Genomic DNA, 19,395 nt, shown 5'->3' with positions numbered 1-19,395 from the left:
TGATAGTAAAAAGCACCTAAACAATAGTTTAGGTGCTTTTAAATTTTTAATGCTTATAAAATTAGACCTTCTTAAGGTTTATAAATGAACTCAATTCCTTCATCATCTTCTTCGCTCCAATCATCATCCCAATCTTCGTTATTATCAAATTGATGCTCAGCTAGTTGTTCCTGATGATAATCTTCCCATTTGAATTTTACTTCTTCAGGTGCAACTTGTTGTGTTTCAGCTTCGCGTGGATTCGCTATGATAAAGTCCATAATATCACGACAAAGTGGTGGAACATTTTTCCCTGTTGCAGCTGAAATCAGGTAATAGTCTTCTTCCCAACCTAATTGTTCAGCAATTTCTTGAGCCCGCTCTTCAGCTTCTTCATCGCTCATCGTATCAATTTTATTGAATACTAACCAGCGTGGTTTTTCTGATAATTTTTCACTGTATTGGAAAAGTTCAGATTCAATAATAGCGACATTATCTGCTGGATTAGAGCCATCAATTGGAGCAATATCGACTAAATGAATAAGCACTCTACAACGTTCTAGATGTTTTAAAAAGCGAATTCCTAGCCCTGCACCATCTGCTGCGCCCTCAATTAATCCTGGAATATCGGCGACTACGAAACTGTGTGAGTCGTCCACTTTCACAACACCGAGACTTGGCACTAAGGTGGTAAATGGATAATCTGCAACTTTTGGTTTGGCTGCTGAAACGGCACGAATAAAAGTGGATTTACCCGCATTAGGTAAACCGAGCATTCCCACATCGGCAAGTAGCATTAACTCTAGTAATAAATCGCGTTTTTCGCCTGGCGTTCCCATTGTTTTTTGACGCGGTGCACGGTTTACCGATGATTTGAAACGGGTATTCCCTAAACCGTGATAACCACCTTTGGCTACCAACATTTTTTGACCGTGTTGGGTTAAATCTCCCAAAGTTTCTTTAGTATCGTTATCAATAGCGCGAGTTCCTACGGGAACAGGTAAAATAATATCTTTACCGCGACGCCCTGTACAATCTGAACTTCGTCCATTCTCTCCACGTTCTGCTGCAAAGCGTTTATTAAAGCGGTAGTCGATTAAGGTATTGAGATTTTCATCGGCTTGTAAATATACATCGCCACCGTCGCCACCGTCGCCACCATCGGGGCCGCCTTTCGGAATAAATTTCTCTCGACGGAAACTTACGCAACCGTTGCCACCATCCCCGGCCTCAATTCGAATAAGGGATTCATCAATAAATTTCATTAAAACTTCTCCAAAATAAACCGCACTTTAATGATTTTTATGCGGTAATAATTTATGTCCAATCGCGGATAAAATTGCCCCGCATACTACAACAAATGCGCCAATATAGCTAATATTATTCAACTCTGGTGCGGCAAAATCGGATGGGCTAAAATAATGCGCAATATGAGAAAATAGAATCGTGAAAAGCGGTACAAGTGTGATAACAACACTGACTTTTGATACATCCCAACGATTAAGTGCTTCCGCATAAGAGCCGTACCCAATTAAGGTATTTAAACAGCAGTAAATAAAACAAATCAGAGCTAAAGGTGTGAGTTCTTGTACTTGTGAGAATTCAGCCATCGGCATAAAGGCTATGGCACAACCTAAATACATCATTAGCAAGATTTGTTGTGAATTAAATTTACGCAACATTAATTTTTGGGCCATTCCATAAGCGACCCAAATAAGGGATCCTGCTACGCTTAAGATGACACCTGTTGAATACTGATTTAGTCCGGCAAATACATCAAAACGATCATTAAAGAATAATCCTAAACCAATTAATAATAAGAAAAGTCCGATCTTTTGGTGCAGCCCCAATTTTTCTTTGAAGATCAGTACACCACAGATAAGCATTCCAAAAGAGGATAAATGAATAAAAATTTGTGCAACTGAAGGTTCAATATAATTCAGTGAACTACTAAATAATAGAAAATTGCCGGTAAGGCCAATTACCCCAATAAGAGCAAGCCAAGCATATTGACCGACTTTCATTGGTTCAGGTAATTTCTTTTTATAAGCAAGTAGGGCTAATAATGAGATTGCGGCTACAATAAAACGATACCATACGATAGTTTGCGCATTCATTACAGATAAAGCTTGTTTGAGAGCGATAGGTAAGGATCCCCAAGCCATAGCGGTAATAAGCGCAAAGGTAAAGCCTAATAAAGGTTGTTGTTTCATTGCTTGGTCGCTTATGTGAAATTAAAAAAGACAAAACGCCCCACAAAATTGTAGGGCGTTTCAATCGAATAGATTTTAAATTATTCAGTAACAATACTTACGTATTTACGGCTTTTCTCGCCTTTTACTTCAAATTTAACTTTACCATCTGCAGTTGCGAATAAGGTGTGGTCTTTACCCATACCTACATTGCTACCAGCGTGGAACTTAGTACCACGTTGACGAACAATGATGCTACCTGCTAATACAGATTCGCCACCGAAACGTTTAACACCAAGGCGTTTAGCTTCAGAATCGCGACCGTTACGAGTTGAACCACCAGCTTTTTTAGTTGCCATCTACTTGATCTCCTCTGAAATTATGCTTGAATCCCAGTGATTTTCACTTCTGTGAACCACTGACGATGACCTTGTTGTTTACGGCTGTGTTTGCGACGACGGAATTTAACGATTTTAACTTTCTCGCCACGACCTTGTGCAACTACTTCAGCCACTACTTTTGCGCCAGTAACTACTGGTGCACCGATTTTAACATCTTCACCATTAACGACCATCAACACAGAATCGAACTCAACTGTTGCGCCAGTTGCAAGCTCAAGTTTTTCTAAACGAACAACTTGACCTTCGCTCACACGGTGTTGTTTACCGCCACTTTGGAAAACTGCGTACATAAATACTCCGCTTAATTGTGTTTCCCTGCTCTTTAGCAGTCCACACTTAAAAATTCATATAAATAGGTCGCAAATTCTACGGAAAAATCCTACCTATGGCAAGAATTTATTTACAATAAAATAAAAAAATTCCCTTCATTTGCGGATTGATTTCAGAAAGTCTGAAAATTCGGGTAAAATGCACCGCACTTTTGACTAATAATTGATGAAAAAATGAAGAAACAAGATCTTATGAGCATAGACGCGATCCAGAAACTTGCAGATCCCGATATGCAAAAAGTTAATCAAAATATTCTTGCTCAGCTTAATTCAGATGTTCCATTAATAGGCCAGTTAGGTTTTTATATTGTTCAAGGTGGTGGTAAGAGGATCCGTCCATTGATCGCAGTTCTCGCAGCTCGATCTTTAGGGTTTGAAGGCTCTAATTCAATTACTTGTGCTACTTTTGTTGAATTTATTCATACTGCCTCTTTACTACATGATGATGTGGTGGATGAGTCCGATATGCGTCGTGGGCGCGCTACGGCGAATTCAGAATTTGGCAATGCTGCAAGTGTACTTGTAGGAGACTTTATTTATACGCGTGCATTTCAATTGGTTGCAGAATTGGAGTCATTGAAGATTTTGGGAATTATGGCCGATGCGACTAACGTTTTAGCGGAAGGCGAAGTTCAGCAGTTAATGAATGTTAATGATCCTGAAACGAGCGAAACTAATTATATGCGTGTAATTTATAGCAAAACTGCCCGTTTATTTGAAGTGGCTGGTCAGGCTGCGGCAATTGTTGCGGGCGGAACAGAAGCTCAAGAAAAGGCTTTACAAGATTATGGGCGTTATCTTGGAACTGCATTTCAGCTTGTGGATGATGTATTGGATTATAGTGCAAATGAGCAAGCTCTAGGTAAAAATGTAGGCGATGATTTAGCTGAAGGAAAACCAACTCTTCCTCTGCTACACGCTATGCGCCATGGTAATGCTCAACAGGCAGCTTTAATTCGCGAAGCGATTGAGCAAGGTGGTAAACGTGAAGCTATTAATGAAGTATTAGCGATTATGGCTGAGCATAAGTCTTTAGATTACGCGATGAATCGTGCGAAAGAAGAGGCTCAAAAAGCAGTAGATGCAATTGCAATGTTGCCAGACAGTGATTATAAGAAGGCATTGATTTCTTTGGCGTATTTGTCTGTGGATAGAAATTATTAGTCCTTAATTTAGCTTATATACTTAATACCAATTAATTTTAATTAAACTTTATGAATACAGAACTTCAATCTAAACCTGAGCAAAGTGCGGTTAATTTTCAAGGTAAAACTCGTAAACAAAAGGTACGCAAAGATCCTAATGCACCTTTTATTCGTGAAAAACTTGAGTTGCCAGATGGACATAATAAACTCCTTTTACATTCATGCTGTGCGCCTTGCTCGGGTGAAGTGATGGAAGCAATCCTTGCATCTGGCATTGAATTTACGATTTATTTTTACAATCCAAACATTCATCCACTCAAAGAATATTTAATTCGTAAAGAAGAAAATATTCGTTTTGCTCAAAAATTTGGCATTCCATTTATTGATGCAGATTACGATCGTCAAAATTGGTTTGATCGTGCCAAAGGAATGGAATGGGAGCCAGAGAGGGGAATTCGCTGTACTATGTGTTTTGATATGCGTTTTGAAAAAGCCGCTGAATATGCTCATGAACACGGTTTCCCTGTGTTTACTAGTTGCCTGGGTATTTCTCGCTGGAAGGATATGAATCAAATCAATGGCTGTGGGCATCGCGCTGCCGAAAAATATGATGATGTTATTTATTGGGATTATAACTGGCGTAAAGAAGGTGGCTCGCAACGCATGATTGAGATTAGTAAGCGAGAGCGATTTTATCAACAGGAATATTGCGGTTGTGTTTATTCTTTACGTGATAGTAATAAATGGCGAGAAGAGACAGGTCGTCAAAAAATTGAAATCGGAAAATTGTATTATAGCGCTGATTAATATGATGAATGCAAAAAGGCTTGGAATTCCAAGCCTTTTTCTTTGCGAAATTATTCGCCTAAACGCTCTTTAATACGAGCTGATTTACCTGAACGTTCACGTAAGTAGTAAAGTTTAGCTTTACGTACCGCACCTTTACGTTTAACTGCGATAGAATCTACAGCTGGTGAGTGAGTTTGGAATACACGCTCAACGCCTACGCCGTTAGATACTTTACGTAAAGTGAATGCTGAGTGCAAGCCACGGTTACGAATTGCAATAACCACGCCTTCGAATGCTTGCAAACGACGTTTGCTACCTTCAACTACCCATACTTTAACTTCTAAAGTATCACCTGAGCGGAAACTAGGTACGTTTTGTTTTAATTGTTCTTGTTCAAGTTGTTTGATAATGTTAGACATTGTTTGATCCTTTATTGATCCTAGATGTAACTGAAACTAACTGTTATGCTCGGCTTGCGCCTCTTTTAACAGTTTACGTTGTTCGTCAGTCAGAGCTAGGCCTTCCAAGAGCTCAGGGCGTCGGAGCCACGTTCTTTGTAGCGATTGTTTTAATCGCCATTTCCGAATTTCTTCGTGATGTCCCGATATCAGCACGGGTGGTACAGTTAATCCTTCTAACACTTCCGGTCTAGTGTAATGCGGGCAATCTAATAAACCGTCTGCAAAAGAATCTTCTTCTGCTGAGGCTTGTTTGCCTAATACACCAGGAATAAAACGTGCAACGGCATCAATTAATGTCATTGCCGGCAATTCCCCACCGGTCAGAACGTAATCGCCAATTGACCATTCTTCATCAATTTCAGTTTGAATCAACCGTTCATCAATACCTTCGTAACGTCCACATACCAAAATCAATTTCTGATTTTGAGCAAGCTCGGTTACACCGCCTTGATCGAGTTTACGTCCTTGTGGCGAAAGGTAAATCACCTTTGCGCCTTCTCCTGCCGCTGCTTTCGCAGCATGAATCGCATCCCGTAAAGGTTGCACCATCATCAGCATTCCCGGGCCACCACCATAAGGACGGTCATCCACGGTTTTATGTTTGTCGAATGTAAAATCTCTTGGAGTCCAACATTCCACTTGCAGAAGATTATGTTTTACGGCTCTGCCCGTAACCCCAAATTCCGTAATCGCTTTAAACATTTCGGGGAATAATGAAATCACCCCTATCCACATAAAAAGCCTACTACATTACGTTTGTGCATACTTGAGATTAGAAACCAGCGTCCCAATCCACTTCAATAGTTTTCGTGGTGAGATCGACTCTTTTAACTACTTGTTCATACAAAAACGGAATTAACCGCTCTTGTTTTCCAAAAGCATCTTTAGTATTGGCTTTAACCACTAACACATCATTAGAACCGGTTTCCATCATTTCTGTTACGGTTCCCATTGCATAACCTTCTAGGTTGACGACAGAGCAACCAATTAAATCGTGCCAATAATAATCGCCTTCTTCAAGTTCAGGGAAAACAGATAAATCCACACCAATTTCAACATTCGCTAAAATTTGTGCGGCTTCACGATCATCAACGCCTTTTAATTTCATGATGATTTCGTGATTATGATGACGCCAGTTTTCTAATTCTGTTGGCTGCCATTCACCTTTGATTTTTAAAAACCAAGGTTGATACTCAAAAATGCTTTCAGCTTGTTCTGTTGATGAATAAATACGTAACCACCCACGAATACCGTAGGTTGAGCCTAATTTGCCCACAACTTCAATACGTTGTTGTTCCATATTTCTCACCTATCTTAGCTTAAGAACTAAATCAAAAAGCAAAATTATGCTGCTTTTTGAGCTTCTTTTACCAAGCTCGCAACACGATCAGAAAGTGACGCACCTTGACCAACCCAGTGGTTAACACGGTCTAGGTCGATACGAACACGTTCTGCGTTACCTTGTGCGATTGGGTTGAAGAAACCTACACGCTCAATGAAACGACCGTCACGCGGTGAACGGCTGTCAGCTACTACGATTTGATAAAATGGGCGTTTTTTAGCTCCGCCACGAGATAAACGAATGGTTACCATAACCTTCCTCTAAATGTTTAATTACTAAAAGAATATTCCTAAACTCGAAAGCGATTTAAGAATATAGCTTACTTTTTTCTCTGTATATATAGACAAAAAGCCTGCGAATTTTATACTTTTTGAGCAAAATTGCAAGTTTTGGATGAGCATTCTAATAAGTACGTTATATTCTCTTGAAAAAGTAAACATTATCATTCACATGCAATTTTGTTTTACGTATAATCTAAGAAACTCTTAAACAGTTTTAGGTCAAGTTTACGCGTTAAGCGGTATTTTACATTGATAAAATATCAGTTAAATGAGGTTTATTATGAAAATCGGTTTTCATTCTGTGTTACTTGGATTAGCGTCATGTATTGGCATTCAACAATCTGTGATAGCAAGTCCTCCTCCATCTTCTCACCAATCAATATCTACTGAGTCCGCTGAGGCTTTAAAGCAACAATTTTCAATCGCTTTAGCTAAACAAGAAAAACAACAAGTTTCGATTTTACAGAAAAAACTTACCGCACTTTTTTCTTTACCTCCTCAATTCCTAGATAATCAGATCCAAATAAGTGAAAAAATCCTCACTCGCATTTTTAAAACAGATAAAAATCTCACCCCTAAATTTCTTGATTACTTATACTTTGAGCCGATAAATACTGGCGATGCTAATTTAATTCAGGAAATGAAGAAAAACTTATTGGTGTCTTTTTTAGCGAATGAGCAGGCAAAAATTTATATTCGTCAAACAGATAATTCGGAGCAATTTGTTCAGGCTTTACTAGAAAGGGGAGCAAAAGCAGATCAAATCATATTATTGTCTTTGGATACTAAAGGCATATTTCAAAAAATTATTGAACAGATACATCAAGATTTTCCTAATCAAACAACTTTTTCTATTACTGAGAATAGAGTGAGTTTGATAACCCCTTCTTCTGAAATTAAGCCCCGCCTTGCTCTAGCTAATATGATGTTTGCTCGCCAATTTAAAGGGGTGGAGGTTGATGATTTTTCGTATTTAGATCAAGCACGTGAAAATCTTCAACACAATAACTATGCTATTCGTTATAAGACTTTCCAAGCAATGCTTGAAGGCTTAAATTAATCCGTTTACTCATAAGGAGCCATTATGTTTTTATCTAAAAAATCAGTTACCTTTGCAGTTAGTGCGTTAGCAATGCTTTGCTCTGGTTCAACCTTTGCTAAAGAAGCGCCACAAGCTCATAAAGCTGTGGAGTTAAGTATCTTACATATTAATGACCACCATTCTTACTTGGAACCGCACGAAGCGAGAATTAATTTAAATGGTCAACAAACAAAGGTTGATATTGGTGGTTTTTCTGCTGTGAATGGAAAACTTTATGAGTTACGTAGAAAGTATAAAAATCCATTAGTGCTACATGCTGGTGATGCGATTACTGGTACGCTGTATTTCACCCTTTTTGGCGGTTCCGCTGATGCGGCTGTCATGAATGCAGGTAATTTTGATTATTTTACTTTGGGTAATCATGAATTTGATGCGGGCAATGAAGGTTTATTAAAACTACTTGAGCCATTAAAAATCCCAGTACTTTCAGCCAATGTTATTCCTGATAAAAATTCAATTTTATATAACAAATGGAAACCTTACGATATTTTCACTGTGGATGGAGAAAAAATTGCTATTATTGGTTTAGATACCGTGAATAAAACGGTTAATTCCTCTTCACCAGGTAAAGATGTGAAGTTCTATGATGAAATTGCTACCGCACAAATTATGGCAAATGCGCTAAAACAACAAGGTATTAATAAAATCATTTTACTTTCACATGCAGGTAGTGAAAAAAATATCGAAATCGCTCAAAAAGTGAATGATATTGATGTGATCGTTACTGGGGATTCACATTATTTATACGGAAATGATGAATTACGTGGTTTAAAATTGCCAGTAATCTATGAATATCCACTTGAATTTAAAAATCCGAATGGCGAACCAGTATTTGTAATGGAAGGTTGGGCTTATTCTGCTGTTGTGGGTGACTTAGGTGTGAAATTCAGTCCTGAAGGTATTGCATCGATTACTCGTAAAATTCCTCATGTGTTAATGAGTTCTCATAAACTTCAAATGAAAAATGCGGAAGGTAAATGGACTGAATTAACAGGCGATGAACGTAAAAAAGCACTTGATACTTTAAAATCAATGAAGAGTATTTCACTTGATGATCATGATGCAAAAACAGACATGCTTATTTCAAAATATAAAAGTGAAAAAGATCGTTTAGCGCAAGAAATTGTTGGTGTTATCACTGGTTCTGCAATGCCGGGTGGTTCAGCGAACCGTATCCCAAATAAAGCAGGCTCTAATCCAGAAGGTTCTATCGCGACACGCTTTATTGCAGAAACGATGTATAACGAACTCAAAACGGTGGATTTAACTATTCAAAATGCAGGCGGTGTGCGTGCGGATATTTTACCAGGCAATGTAACCTTTAATGATGCTTATACTTTCTTACCTTTCGGAAATACATTATATACCTATAAAATGGAAGGTTCGTTAGTGAAACAAGTGCTTGAAGATGCGATGCAATTTGCTTTAGTTGATGGATCTACAGGGGCATTCCCTTATGGCGCAGGCATTCGTTACGAAGCGAATGAAACACCAAATGCAGAAGGTAAACGTTTAGTCAGTGTGGAAGTCTTGAATAAACAAACCCAACAATGGGAACCAATTGATGATAATAAACGTTATCTCGTTGGTACTAATGCTTATGTAGCTAGCGGTAAAGATGGTTACAAAACTTTTGGTAAATTATTTAACGATCCAAAATATGAAGGCGTTGATACATACTTGCCTGATGCGGAAAGTTTCATTAAATTTATGAAAAAACATCCGCACTTTGAGGCTTACACTTCATCAAATGTGAAATTTAATGCTTCTAGTGATGCGTTACCTAAAAAATAAAAACTGAAATAGACTAAAAATAGCGCGTATTTAACGCGCTATTTTTGTTCTTAGTCTGTAGCTTGAAAACTTCATAGATGATTGAGAATCTTGATTATTCCACACCTGAATGGTTTCTCGTGGAAAATAAATTCCCTAGAAAGGTTGAAAAATAGGGTGGTTTATTGCGATAATCTAGGCCATTTTTGGGGAGATCTTTCAAGTAGTCAAATTTGTTTTAGGCTGTTTATTTTAGTTAGAAAGATCAAATTTTTATTTCACCTTTAATTTAATTAGAAAAGAACAATGGCGGAAAAACGTAATATTTTTTTAGTGGGACCAATGGGTGCAGGTAAAAGCACTATCGGTCGTCAATTAGCACAACAGCTTAATATGGATTTTATTGATTCCGATGCCGTGATTGAAGAGCGTACTGGCGCGGACATTAGCTGGATTTTTGATTTGGAAGGTGAAGAAGGCTTCCGTAAGCGTGAAGAACGCATTATTAATGAGCTTACTCAAATGCAAGGCATTGTACTTTCAACGGGGGGGGGCGCGGTGCTTTCTAAAGAGAGTCGTAATTATTTATCTGCACGCGGTATTGTGATTTATTTGGAAACAACGGTGGAAAAGCAATTCCAACGTACTCAACGTGATAAAAAACGTCCATTGCTCCAAGATGCAGAGAATCCTCGTCAAGTATTGGAAGATTTAGCAAAAATTCGCAATCCGCTTTATGAAGAAATTGCGGACATCACTTTGCCAACCGATGAGCAAAATGCCAAAGTAATGGTAAATCAAATTGTTGATTTAATTGATAATATGAATGGATTGAATGGTGCACTTTAAACACACCTAAGGATAAATTATGCTGTGCGTCAACGTGGAATTGCAAGAGCGTCGCTATCCTATTTTAATTGGTAGCGGATTGTTACAAGATGAACGTAGTTACCCGATTAAACGAGGGGATCGCGTGATGATTGTAACGAATCCCACGGTCGCACAGTTTTATCTCGATACAGTCATCTATGCGTTAGAAAAACGTGGTTGCGTGGTCGATCATGTTTTATTGCCAGATGGCGAAAAATACAAAACGCTTGAATCTTTAAACTTAATTTTCACCGCACTTTTGCAAGGTAATCATGGGCGAGATACCACGATTATTGCATTGGGTGGCGGTATAATTGGCGATGTTACTGGATTTGCTGCGGCAAGTTATCAGCGTGGCGTGCGTTTAATTCAAATTCCAACCACATTGCTTTCCCAAGTGGATTCTTCAGTGGGTGGTAAAACGGCGGTTAATCATGAATTAGGCAAAAATATGATTGGCGCGTTCTATCAGCCATCAATGGTTATTATTGATACGCTCACGCTTAATACGCTCCCTAAACGTGAAGTAAACGCGGGTCTTGCCGAAGTTATCAAATACGGTGCCATTTTAGATTACGAATTTTTTGAATGGCTAGAACAACATATTGATGAACTTATCGCTTTGCATCCAGAGGCACTTCAACATTGTATTTCCCGTTGTTGTCAAATTAAAGCGGATGTGGTTGCGAGAGATGAAACAGAAAAAGGCGATCGTGCATTGCTTAATCTTGGACATACTTTTGGGCATGCTATTGAAATTCATCTAGGTTATGGAAATTGGCTTCATGGTGAAGCTGTTTCGACAGGAATGATGATGGCAGCGGCGCTTTCGGAAGAACTTGGAGATATTTCTATTGCAGATGTGTCTCGCCTTGAAAAATTACTTGCTCGTGCCAATTTGCCCACCGTATCACCGGATACAATGCAGCCGGAGGACTATTTACCGCATATGATGCGTGATAAAAAAGTTCTAGCGGGTAAATTGCGTCTGGTGCTACTCAAATCTCTAGGCCAAGCTTATGTGGCGAATGATACTGATCATACCCTCGTGTTAAACGCAATTCGTCGTTGTACTCAAACGGATTAAGATGTTACGTCCGAAAAAACAATCTTTAAAACCTAAGTTAAAACACCGTCCATTTTTAAAATGGGCGGGGGGAAAATTTCGTTTAACGGACGACATAAATAAGGCCTTTCCAAACAAAAAAAACTGCTTAATTGAGCCATTTGTGGGCGCTGGAGCGGTATTTCTGAATTCTAATTTTGAACGCTATATTTTGGCAGATATCAATCCAGATTTAATCAATCTATTCAATATTGTTAAAGAAAATGTAGAGGGTTATATTGAAGCTTGTAAGCCGATCTTTTTCGCTGATGATGCCAATACACCCGATTATTACTATACTAAACGTCGTCAATTTAATGTTTCTAAGGATCCTTTCGAACGTTCGATTATTTTTTTGTATTTGAACCGTTTTGGGTTTAACGGATTATGCCGTTATAACAGCAAAAATGAATTTAATGTGCCTTTTGGGGCTTACAAAACTCATTATTTTCCAGAAGATGAATTACGTTATTTCGCGCATAAAGCGCAAAGTGCGGTATTTTTATGCTGTGATTTTCAAAAAACTTTTGAACTGACCGATAAAGATTCGGTGATTTATTGTGATCCGCCGTATGCTCCGCTACAACAGGATACTAATTTTACTGGTTATGCGGGGAATGAGTTTGGCTTAGCGCAGCAACGTGCTTTGGCAGATTTAGCGAAATCTATACAAAAAGAAAAACAAATTCCGGTATTGATCTCGAATCACGATACTAAATTTACGCGTGAAATTTACAATGGTGCTAAATTTAAACGGGTAAAAGTTCAACGTTCTATTAGTCAGAATTCAGAAAAACGTGTAAAAGTGAAAGAATTGATTGCGATATTTGGTGCTCGTAAATAATAAAAATAAACCGCACTTTTGTTAGTGTTCGGTTAGATGACTGTTTTTCTTTAAATCATCCAGCGTATTAAAATTCTCGAAATTTCCTTCTTTTTTTGTAAATTTTACTGAAATCCCGCCATTTTCTTTCATAAACTGTAAAAGGCGTCGTTCACCCGATGCTAAATAGTGTCGTAATTTTTCTTTTACCTGAACGGACATCAAACAAAAAACGGGGTGTTCACGTTCTTCATCGCAAGCATAAGCAATTAAAGTGCGGTCATTTTTAACCGTACTTTTAAGTTTATCTAAAAGATTCATAGGAAAAAAAGGCGTATCACAAGGTGTAAAAAGGATGACGTCGCTTTTTGTCTTTTCTAGAGCTGTTAGCATGCCGCTCAATGGCCCTTGAAAATCGGGTAGTTCATCGGAAAAAACAGGAAAGCCAAATTTTGCATATTCTGTTTGATTTCGGTTAGCGTTAATTGAAATCTTATGAATTTGTGGTTGCAAGCGATTAATAACATGTTGAATTAAAGATTGTTTACCTAAAATCTGTAATCCTTTATCTTGCCCGCCCATTCTGCGTGCTTTACCACCAGCCAAAATTACCGCGCTTATTGTAATTGTCATATTTTAATCTATTGTTATTTCAAGTATCATTTGCCTATTTTTTACGATTAAAAAGGAAATAGCAATGAAATGTAAGCGTTTAAATGAAGTTTTGGAACTTTTACAGCCTTATTGGTCTAAAGACCCGGATTTGAGCTTAATGGAAATTTTGCAAAAAATTGCCAATGAATCAGGTTTCCAAAAGCCATTAAATGAATTAACTGATGAAGTGATTATTTATCAGTTAAAAATGGATGGTACCGATAAACATGAGCCAATTCCTGGTCTTAAAAAAGATTACGAAGAAGATTTTAAAACCGCATTGCTCCGTGCTCGTGGTATCATTAAATAAGAAGGAAAGCAAATGAAAAAAGTATTACTTGCGTTAGGTTTAGGTATCAGCACGCTTATGTCTGTAAATGGTTTTGCTGCAGATTTACAAGAAGGCAAACAATATGTTCAAGTGAGTCAACAGGCTTCACAGCAAAAAGAAGTGATTGAGTTTTTCTCATTCTATTGCCCGCATTGTTATGCCTTTGAACTGGAATACAAAATTCCACAACAAGTCGCAGATGCTTTACCAAAAGATGTGAAATTTAAACAATATCATGTAAATTTCTTAGGTCGCCAGTCTGAAAATTTAACGCGAGCTTGGGCGTTAGCAATGGCATTAGGTGCTGAAAGTAAAGTAAAGGCACCATTATTTGAAGCGGCTCAAAAGGATGCCTTGAAATCAATGGATGATATTCGAGCTATTTTCTTATCGAATGGTGTAACCGCGGAGCAATTTGATGGAGGCATTAATAGTTTTGCAGTAAATGGTTTGGTGAATAAACAAGTGAATGCAGCAGAACAATTTAAAGTGCGTGGCGTACCTGATTTTTATGTCAATGGAAAATTCCGCGTAAACCCTGAAGGTTTAAATTACGATGATTTCGTGAAAGATTATGTGCAAACCGTAAAAGGTTTATTGCAAAAATAACGAAAAATTGGTTTAATGCCTGCCCTATTTTGTAAATATTAATGAAAGAAGAGAGAATATTATGGCTGCAAGTTTTAGCGTAACGCGTCGTTTCTTTGACGACAAAAACTACCCACGTGGTTTTTCCCGTCACGGTGATTACACAATCAAAGAATCACAGGTGCTTGAGCAATATGGCCAAGCGTTCAAAGCATTAGACTTAGGGGAACGTGAGCCAGCGACTAAAGAAGAAAAAGATTTCGTCGCTTTTTGCCGTGGTGAGCGCGCAGCAGAGACTTTCTTTGAAAAAACTTGGAATAAATATCGTACTCGTATTAACACTAAAAAACGTGTTTACACCTTATCTGGTGATGTGAGTGAAGCTGCCTCTGGCGGTGAAGATTATTCCGGCGAATAAGATATGTTGAACAAGGCAGGCGGAAGTCTGCCTTTTGTTTTTGAATAGCTTGTGAAATCACGCGTAATTCACGGCTAATAACTTTATTCTCCTATCTTTGTATGAATGATTCGTCTTCACACGCCCTATGAATACTAATTTCTATGCAATTACCGATTTCTCAATACAACGAACTGCTACAAAAAAAACTTGAAAAGTTAACTGCACTTTTGCGCCCTTTCAATGCACCGGATATTCAAGTTTTTGACTCCCCAACAAGTCATTATCGCATGCGTGCGGAGTTTCGTATTTGGCACAAGCAAGATGATTTTTACCATATTATGTTTGATCAAGCGACGCTACAGCGTTATCGCGTGGATGAGTTTCCAATCGCTAGCACGTTGATTAATCGTATGATGCGCACCTTATTACCCTTGTTAAAACAACAAGAAGTGCTACACAAAAAATTATTCCAAATTGATTACCTTAGCACTTTGAGTAATAAGATTATTGTGAGCTTGCTTTATCATAAAACACTCACTGAAGAATGGGAAAGTGCAGCGAAAAATTTGAAAGAAAAATTGACCGCACTTGGCTTTGATGTGCAGCTTATCGGACGTGCCAACAAACAAAAAATCTGCTTAGATCAAGATTATGTGGATGAAGTTTTACCTGTGAATGGCAGAAATTATGTCTATCGCCAAGTCGAGAATAGTTTTACCCAGCCAAACGCAACGGTAAACTGCAAAATGCTTGAATGGGCAATTGATTGTACCCAAAATAGTAAAGGTGATTTATTAGAACTTTACTGCGGTAATGGCAATTTTTCTATCGCACTTGCACAAAATTTCCGTAAGGTATTAGCAACAGAAATCGCCAAACCTTCCGTAGCTGCCGCACAGTTTAATATCACTGAAAATAAAATCGATAATTTACAAATTATCCGTATGTCGGCAGAAGAATTTACGCAGGCAATGAATGGGGTTCGAGCCTTTAACCGCTTGAAAGGGATTGATTTAAAATCTTACGAATGTAATACCATTTTTGTCGATCCACCTCGTGCAGGGCTTGATCCTGATACAGTGAAACTTGTACAAAATTACGATCGCATTTTGTATATTTCCTGTAATCCACATACGCTGTGCGATAATCTTGTTGAACTTTCAAAAACGCACCGTATTGAAAAAGCTGCGTTATTTGACCAATTTCCTTACACTGACCACATGGAAAGCGGCGTATGGCTCATTCGCAAGTAGGAATTCAGCTGATTTCTGAATCTTCAGAAAAAACATTAGCAGAATTGACCGCACTTTGTGCTGAACATAACATTATTCATGATGAACAAAGCCCACTTGCGCTTGTTCAAACCGATGAACGTTTAGAGCTTCGTAAATTAGATGAACCTAAACTCGGGGCGGTTTATGTTGATTTTGTAGGCGGCACAATGGCTCATCGTCGTAAATTTGGTGGTGGACGTGGAGAAGCGGTAGCGAAAGCGGTGGGGATTAAAGGTTCGGAATTGCCAACCGTTATTGATGCAACAGCAGGTTTAGGGCGTGATGCCTTTGTGCTAGCCTCGATTGGCTGCCAAGTTCGGTTAGTGGAACGTCATCCTGTTGTTTTTTTACTTCTACAAGATGGTTTAAATCGAGCTTATCAAGATGAAGAAATCGGCGAGATGTTGCAACAAAATTTGCGCTTGCTGAATGTTCATCATATTAATAAACTTGATCCTAATATCGATTATGCCGATGTGGTTTACCTTGATCCAATGTATCCGCATAAACAAAAATCTGCGCTAGTAAAAAAAGAAATGCGCGTATTCCAGCATTTAGTCGGTGCTGATTTAGATGCCGATGAATTGCTTTTACCTGCACTACAATTAGCTAAAAAACGTGTGGTCGTGAAGCGTCCTGACTATGCAGAATTTCTTTGTGGAAAACAACCGCACTTTAGCCGTGAAACGAAAAATCATCGCTTTGATATTTATATGGGAGCATCACAATGCTAAGAGAAAGTGCCGTTGTTATTAGCTATGAAAATGGCATTGCCAAAGTGAAATGCCAATCTCAAAGTGCCTGTGGCCAATGCGCAGCTAAAAACAATTGTGGAACATCAAGCCTTTCCGAATTAAACGGTAAACGTGGCGAGCATATTTTTAATGTAGAAACATTAATGCCATTACGCGAAGGTCAAATTGTTGAAATTGGATTAGAAGAAAAGTCGATGTTGTTGTCCGCATTATTGATGTATGTTGTACCGCTTTTGACTTTATTGATTGCGACCATGTTGTCTGATTACATCAGCGATAATGAAATCCTGCGTGCAATTTTAATCTTCGGATTAACCGCACTTTCTTTCATTTTTGTAAGAGCTTATAGTAGAAAATTAGGTCAACAAACAGAATTTCAGCCTGTTTTATTGCGCATATTATCTTAAGTTTTTATTCGCTTTTTATTATTTTTGCGATCTAGATCGCAAACTACAAAGCTAATTGAGTAATTGTCTTCCTATTCCAGCAAAATTTCTCTTTTATTCATCGGAGAAACTATGCTGAATTTATTTAAATTACCCATTGAGAAAAGCTCTTTAGAGGCTTGGTCAAAACTTAGTGATGATGTGGCAAAAGTTGCTATTCTAGCAATGCCTGTTATACTTTACGGAGAAACAGTTTTTTTATTGAAAGTATTGAATATTGCTTCCTTACTTGTTGTCACTTACTTTTGCCTAGCTGTTGGGCGTATTTTTCGTCAACTATCGGAGAAGAAATAATATGTGGTTTACAATTGGTCTTGGCATTCTTGCTCTCATATCCATTGCTGCTTTTATTTTTGCAACTTACGCAGCAAAACATTCTTAATTTATTAACCCCGATCTTTCGGGGTTTTCCGTATCTAAAGTGCGGTGATTTTTAAGGTTATTTTTATGAACAATCAGATTCCTTTACTTGGAATTACCGGTTACAGCGGTAGCGGTAAAACAACATTATTAGAAAAACTTATCTCAGAGCTTATCGCTCGTCACATTCGCGTTTCAGTGATTAAACATAGCCATCACAATATGCAAATTGATAAGGAAGGAAAAGATAGTTGGCGTATGAAAGAGGCAGGTTCCTCTCAAGTCATTTTAGCGAATGATGAACGCTGGGCGATCATGACGGAAACGCCAAAACCTGTTTCATTGGATTATTTAGCGCAACAATTTGACCGCACTTTAACGGATTTAGTGTTGGTGGAAGGCTTTAAACAAGAGTCAATTCCAAAGATTTTGCTTCACCGTCAAGAAATGACAAAACCTTTACCAGAAATTGACGAATATGTCGTGGCGGTTGCGACTAATTATCCCCTTGAAATTGATCGCACTTTGTTGGATATTAACCGCATTCCGCAAATTGCCGATTTTATTGAAAATTGGTTGCACCATTTTCACGGAGCACGATGACTGAATCCAATGCCTATCGCGGTTTAGCTTGGGTAGCAGCAATGGCACTTTTTATGCAAAGCCTAGATGCCACCATTCTTAATACTGCCCTACCGGCGATATCCTCCGATTTACATAAACCCGCCTTTGAAATGCAAATGGCGATTATTGCTTATTCTTTAGCCGTTGCATTATTTATTCCTCTTACCGCTTGGGCTGCGACAAAATTTGGGACATTAACCGTTTTTCGCGCTGCAGTGTTGACTTTTATTTTAGGTTCTATCGCTTGTGCTGCTGCTCCTAATTTAGAAAGTTTAATCTTAGCCAGAGTGATTCAAGGGATAGGCGGTGCTTTTATGATGCCAGTGGCGCGTTTAGCAATTATTCAAGCTGTCCCTAAACAACAATTAGTTAATGCTTGGAATTTAATGGCAACTGCAGGTTTGATCGGACCAATTCTAGGGCCTATTTTAGGTGGATGGTTAGTCATTCACGCCAGTTGGCACTGGATTTTTTTAATTAATATTCCAATTGGTGCACTAGGGATTTTGGCATCGGGCAGCGTGATGAGTAACATTAAAGGAGAAGCAGAGAAACTAGATTGGACAGGTTTTTTACTGTTTGCATTAGGGTTAGTCGGCATCACACTTGGTTTGGATTTACTCGGTGAAAGCCAGCATAGTACAATTACAACCTATAGCGTGTTAGTTGTTGGTGTTCTGTTACTCGTGGCGTATTGTAGCTATGCCAAAAACAATGAAGATGCCATTTTACCTTTATCCCTTTTCCGCACTCGTACATTCAGATTAGGCATCATTGCCAATATTTTTATCCGATTATCTGCATCTGGCGTTCCCTTTTTATTGCCTTTGATGTTCCAATTATCTTTCGGTTACAGTGCTGAAATGTCAGGTTGGCTATTAGCGCCGATTGCGCTAATTTCTGTGATTTTGAAAATATTAATTGGACGAATTTTAAATCATTGGGGCTATAAAACAACGTTAATTTCATCCGCACTTTTGATGGCTGGCTCTGTGATTTCAATGGCTTGGTTAGATAAACAAAGTTCTCTGACTTGGATTATTTGTAATCTCATGTGGTATGGCGCTTGCATGTCGATAATTTTCACTTCAATCAATACGTTGACTGTTGGTGATCTTTCAAAACAACAAGCTGGCACAGGTTCTACCGTATTAAGTATTGTACAGCAAGTTGGGATTGGATTTGGTATTGCTGTGTCATCAATAATCTTAAATCTTTATCGACATTTCTTTAGCGCGAGTGATGGCTTACAACAGGCATTCAGCTATACTTTTTTAACTTCATCACTTTTTGCAATCGCCCTTGTTTGGTCGCTTATGAAATTACACAAAAATGATGGCGATCATTTACGAAAAATGCCTTAGATTAATT

The 19,395-nt window shown here is 38.3% G+C and carries 25 protein-coding genes; 16 read left to right on the top strand and 9 right to left on the bottom strand.

Annotated features, from left to right (window positions below):
• Positions 1-71 precede the first annotated feature (71 nt).
• The 4 genes from cgtA to rplU all read right to left on the bottom strand — a co-directional run bounded on the left by cgtA (position 72) and on the right by rplU (position 2,862).
• A complete protein-coding gene (gene cgtA / locus DV427_RS01665) occupies positions 72-1,244 on the bottom strand; it encodes an Obg family GTPase CgtA (protein ID WP_114891087.1) in 1,173 nt (390 codons plus the stop codon).
• Positions 1,245-1,271: 27 nt separating this feature from the next.
• Positions 1,272-2,192, bottom strand: coding sequence for a DMT family transporter (locus DV427_RS01660; RefSeq protein WP_114891086.1), 921 nt, complete (start codon positions 2,190-2,192; stop codon positions 1,272-1,274).
• Between the two features lie 80 nt (positions 2,193-2,272).
• A complete protein-coding gene (rpmA, locus tag DV427_RS01655; protein WP_005626413.1) occupies positions 2,273-2,530 on the bottom strand; it encodes a 50S ribosomal protein L27 in 258 nt (85 codons plus the stop codon).
• Between the two features lie 20 nt (positions 2,531-2,550).
• Positions 2,551-2,862, bottom strand: coding sequence for a 50S ribosomal protein L21 (gene rplU, locus DV427_RS01650; protein ID WP_065245916.1), 312 nt, complete (start codon positions 2,860-2,862; stop codon positions 2,551-2,553).
• A 213-nt stretch (positions 2,863-3,075) separates the two neighbouring features.
• Between rplU and ispB the strand changes: the two genes are divergently transcribed.
• Together ispB and DV427_RS01640 are read left to right on the top strand one after the other, a co-directional pair.
• Positions 3,076-4,065, top strand: a complete 990-nt coding sequence (gene ispB / locus DV427_RS01645; RefSeq protein WP_114891085.1) for an octaprenyl diphosphate synthase — start codon at positions 3,076-3,078, stop codon at positions 4,063-4,065.
• A 50-nt stretch (positions 4,066-4,115) separates the two neighbouring features.
• Entirely contained in the window at positions 4,116-4,853 is a 738-nt protein-coding gene (locus DV427_RS01640) for an epoxyqueuosine reductase QueH (protein WP_005631100.1), read from the top strand.
• Positions 4,854-4,903: 50 nt separating this feature from the next.
• Here the strand turns inward: DV427_RS01640 and rplS are convergent, their stop codons facing one another.
• The 4 genes from rplS to rpsP are packed head-to-tail and all read right to left on the bottom strand — an operon-like array spanning position 4,904 to position 6,889.
• Entirely contained in the window at positions 4,904-5,254 is a 351-nt protein-coding gene (gene rplS / locus DV427_RS01635; RefSeq protein WP_114891084.1) for a 50S ribosomal protein L19, read from the bottom strand.
• A 36-nt stretch (positions 5,255-5,290) separates the two neighbouring features.
• Positions 5,291-6,031: a tRNA (guanosine(37)-N1)-methyltransferase TrmD gene (gene trmD / locus DV427_RS01630; protein ID WP_114891083.1), complete on the bottom strand. Its 741-nt coding sequence runs from the start codon at positions 6,029-6,031 to the stop codon at positions 5,291-5,293.
• A gap of 37 nt (positions 6,032-6,068) precedes the next feature.
• The gene (gene rimM / locus DV427_RS01625) at positions 6,069-6,596 is read right to left on the bottom strand and encodes a ribosome maturation factor RimM (protein WP_114891082.1); all 528 of its coding nucleotides are present in this window, start codon (positions 6,594-6,596) and stop codon (positions 6,069-6,071) included.
• A 44-nt stretch (positions 6,597-6,640) separates the two neighbouring features.
• Positions 6,641-6,889, bottom strand: coding sequence for a 30S ribosomal protein S16 (gene rpsP / locus DV427_RS01620; protein WP_005626429.1), 249 nt, complete (start codon positions 6,887-6,889; stop codon positions 6,641-6,643).
• 310 nt (positions 6,890-7,199) lie between these two features.
• Between rpsP and DV427_RS01615 the strand changes: the two genes are divergently transcribed.
• The 5 genes from DV427_RS01615 (at position 7,200) to DV427_RS01595 (ending at position 12,613) form a co-directional block, all read left to right on the top strand.
• Positions 7,200-7,979 (top strand): hypothetical protein, encoded by a 780-nt coding sequence (locus DV427_RS01615; RefSeq protein WP_114891081.1) that lies wholly within the window; start codon positions 7,200-7,202, stop codon positions 7,977-7,979.
• A gap of 24 nt (positions 7,980-8,003) precedes the next feature.
• Entirely contained in the window at positions 8,004-9,815 is a 1,812-nt protein-coding gene (nadN, locus tag DV427_RS01610; protein ID WP_114891080.1) for an NAD nucleotidase, read from the top strand.
• Positions 9,816-10,100: 285 nt separating this feature from the next.
• Positions 10,101-10,643, top strand: coding sequence for a shikimate kinase AroK (gene aroK, locus DV427_RS01605; RefSeq protein WP_005626436.1), 543 nt, complete (start codon positions 10,101-10,103; stop codon positions 10,641-10,643).
• A gap of 19 nt (positions 10,644-10,662) precedes the next feature.
• Complete coding sequence (gene aroB, locus DV427_RS01600; RefSeq protein WP_114891079.1) at positions 10,663-11,751, top strand: 3-dehydroquinate synthase; 1,089 nt, start codon at positions 10,663-10,665, stop codon at positions 11,749-11,751.
• Between the two features lies 1 nt (position 11,752).
• Positions 11,753-12,613 carry a Dam family site-specific DNA-(adenine-N6)-methyltransferase gene (locus tag DV427_RS01595; protein ID WP_114891078.1) on the top strand — a complete coding sequence of 287 codons (861 nt, stop codon included), beginning with the start codon at positions 11,753-11,755 and terminating at the stop codon, positions 12,611-12,613.
• A gap of 21 nt (positions 12,614-12,634) precedes the next feature.
• Here the strand turns inward: DV427_RS01595 and mobA are convergent, their stop codons facing one another.
• Positions 12,635-13,225, bottom strand: a complete 591-nt coding sequence (gene mobA / locus DV427_RS01590) for a molybdenum cofactor guanylyltransferase MobA (protein ID WP_114891077.1) — start codon at positions 13,223-13,225, stop codon at positions 12,635-12,637.
• A 64-nt stretch (positions 13,226-13,289) separates the two neighbouring features.
• Between mobA and DV427_RS01585 the strand changes: the two genes are divergently transcribed.
• The 9 genes from DV427_RS01585 to DV427_RS01545 all read left to right on the top strand — a co-directional run bounded on the left by DV427_RS01585 (position 13,290) and on the right by DV427_RS01545 (position 19,388).
• Complete coding sequence (locus tag DV427_RS01585) at positions 13,290-13,556, top strand: YihD family protein (protein WP_005631120.1); 267 nt, start codon at positions 13,290-13,292, stop codon at positions 13,554-13,556.
• A 12-nt stretch (positions 13,557-13,568) separates the two neighbouring features.
• Positions 13,569-14,186 (top strand): thiol:disulfide interchange protein DsbA, encoded by a 618-nt coding sequence (gene dsbA, locus DV427_RS01580; RefSeq protein WP_114891076.1) that lies wholly within the window; start codon positions 13,569-13,571, stop codon positions 14,184-14,186.
• Positions 14,187-14,247: 61 nt separating this feature from the next.
• The gene (locus DV427_RS01575) at positions 14,248-14,583 is read left to right on the top strand and encodes a MaoP family protein (RefSeq protein ID WP_005626449.1); all 336 of its coding nucleotides are present in this window, start codon (positions 14,248-14,250) and stop codon (positions 14,581-14,583) included.
• A 143-nt stretch (positions 14,584-14,726) separates the two neighbouring features.
• Positions 14,727-15,818 (top strand): tRNA (uridine(54)-C5)-methyltransferase TrmA, encoded by a 1,092-nt coding sequence (gene trmA, locus DV427_RS01570; protein ID WP_114891075.1) that lies wholly within the window; start codon positions 14,727-14,729, stop codon positions 15,816-15,818.
• Positions 15,800-16,573, top strand: coding sequence for a class I SAM-dependent methyltransferase (locus DV427_RS01565; protein ID WP_114891074.1), 774 nt, complete (start codon positions 15,800-15,802; stop codon positions 16,571-16,573). Before trmA ends, DV427_RS01565 begins: the two co-directional genes overlap by 19 nt.
• Complete coding sequence (locus DV427_RS01560) at positions 16,567-17,001, top strand: SoxR reducing system RseC family protein (protein ID WP_114891073.1); 435 nt, start codon at positions 16,567-16,569, stop codon at positions 16,999-17,001. The genes DV427_RS01565 and DV427_RS01560 overlap by 7 nt, the downstream gene beginning before the upstream one ends.
• Positions 17,002-17,112: 111 nt before the next feature.
• Entirely contained in the window at positions 17,113-17,334 is a 222-nt protein-coding gene (locus DV427_RS01555; RefSeq protein ID WP_053465596.1) for a hypothetical protein, read from the top strand.
• Positions 17,335-17,487: 153 nt separating this feature from the next.
• Positions 17,488-18,003, top strand: coding sequence for a molybdopterin-guanine dinucleotide biosynthesis protein MobB (gene mobB, locus DV427_RS01550; protein WP_162790248.1), 516 nt, complete (start codon positions 17,488-17,490; stop codon positions 18,001-18,003).
• Entirely contained in the window at positions 18,000-19,388 is a 1,389-nt protein-coding gene (locus DV427_RS01545; RefSeq protein ID WP_114891071.1) for an MDR family MFS transporter, read from the top strand. Before mobB ends, DV427_RS01545 begins: the two co-directional genes overlap by 4 nt.
• The last annotated feature ends 7 nt before the right edge of the window (positions 19,389-19,395 follow it).

Source organism: Haemophilus haemolyticus, from assembly GCF_003351405.1.
GTDB lineage: Bacteria > Pseudomonadota > Gammaproteobacteria > Enterobacterales > Pasteurellaceae > Haemophilus > Haemophilus haemolyticus_N.
The sequence above is the reverse complement of the archived record's forward strand: the minus strand, read 5'-3'. Positions and strand labels throughout refer to the sequence as shown.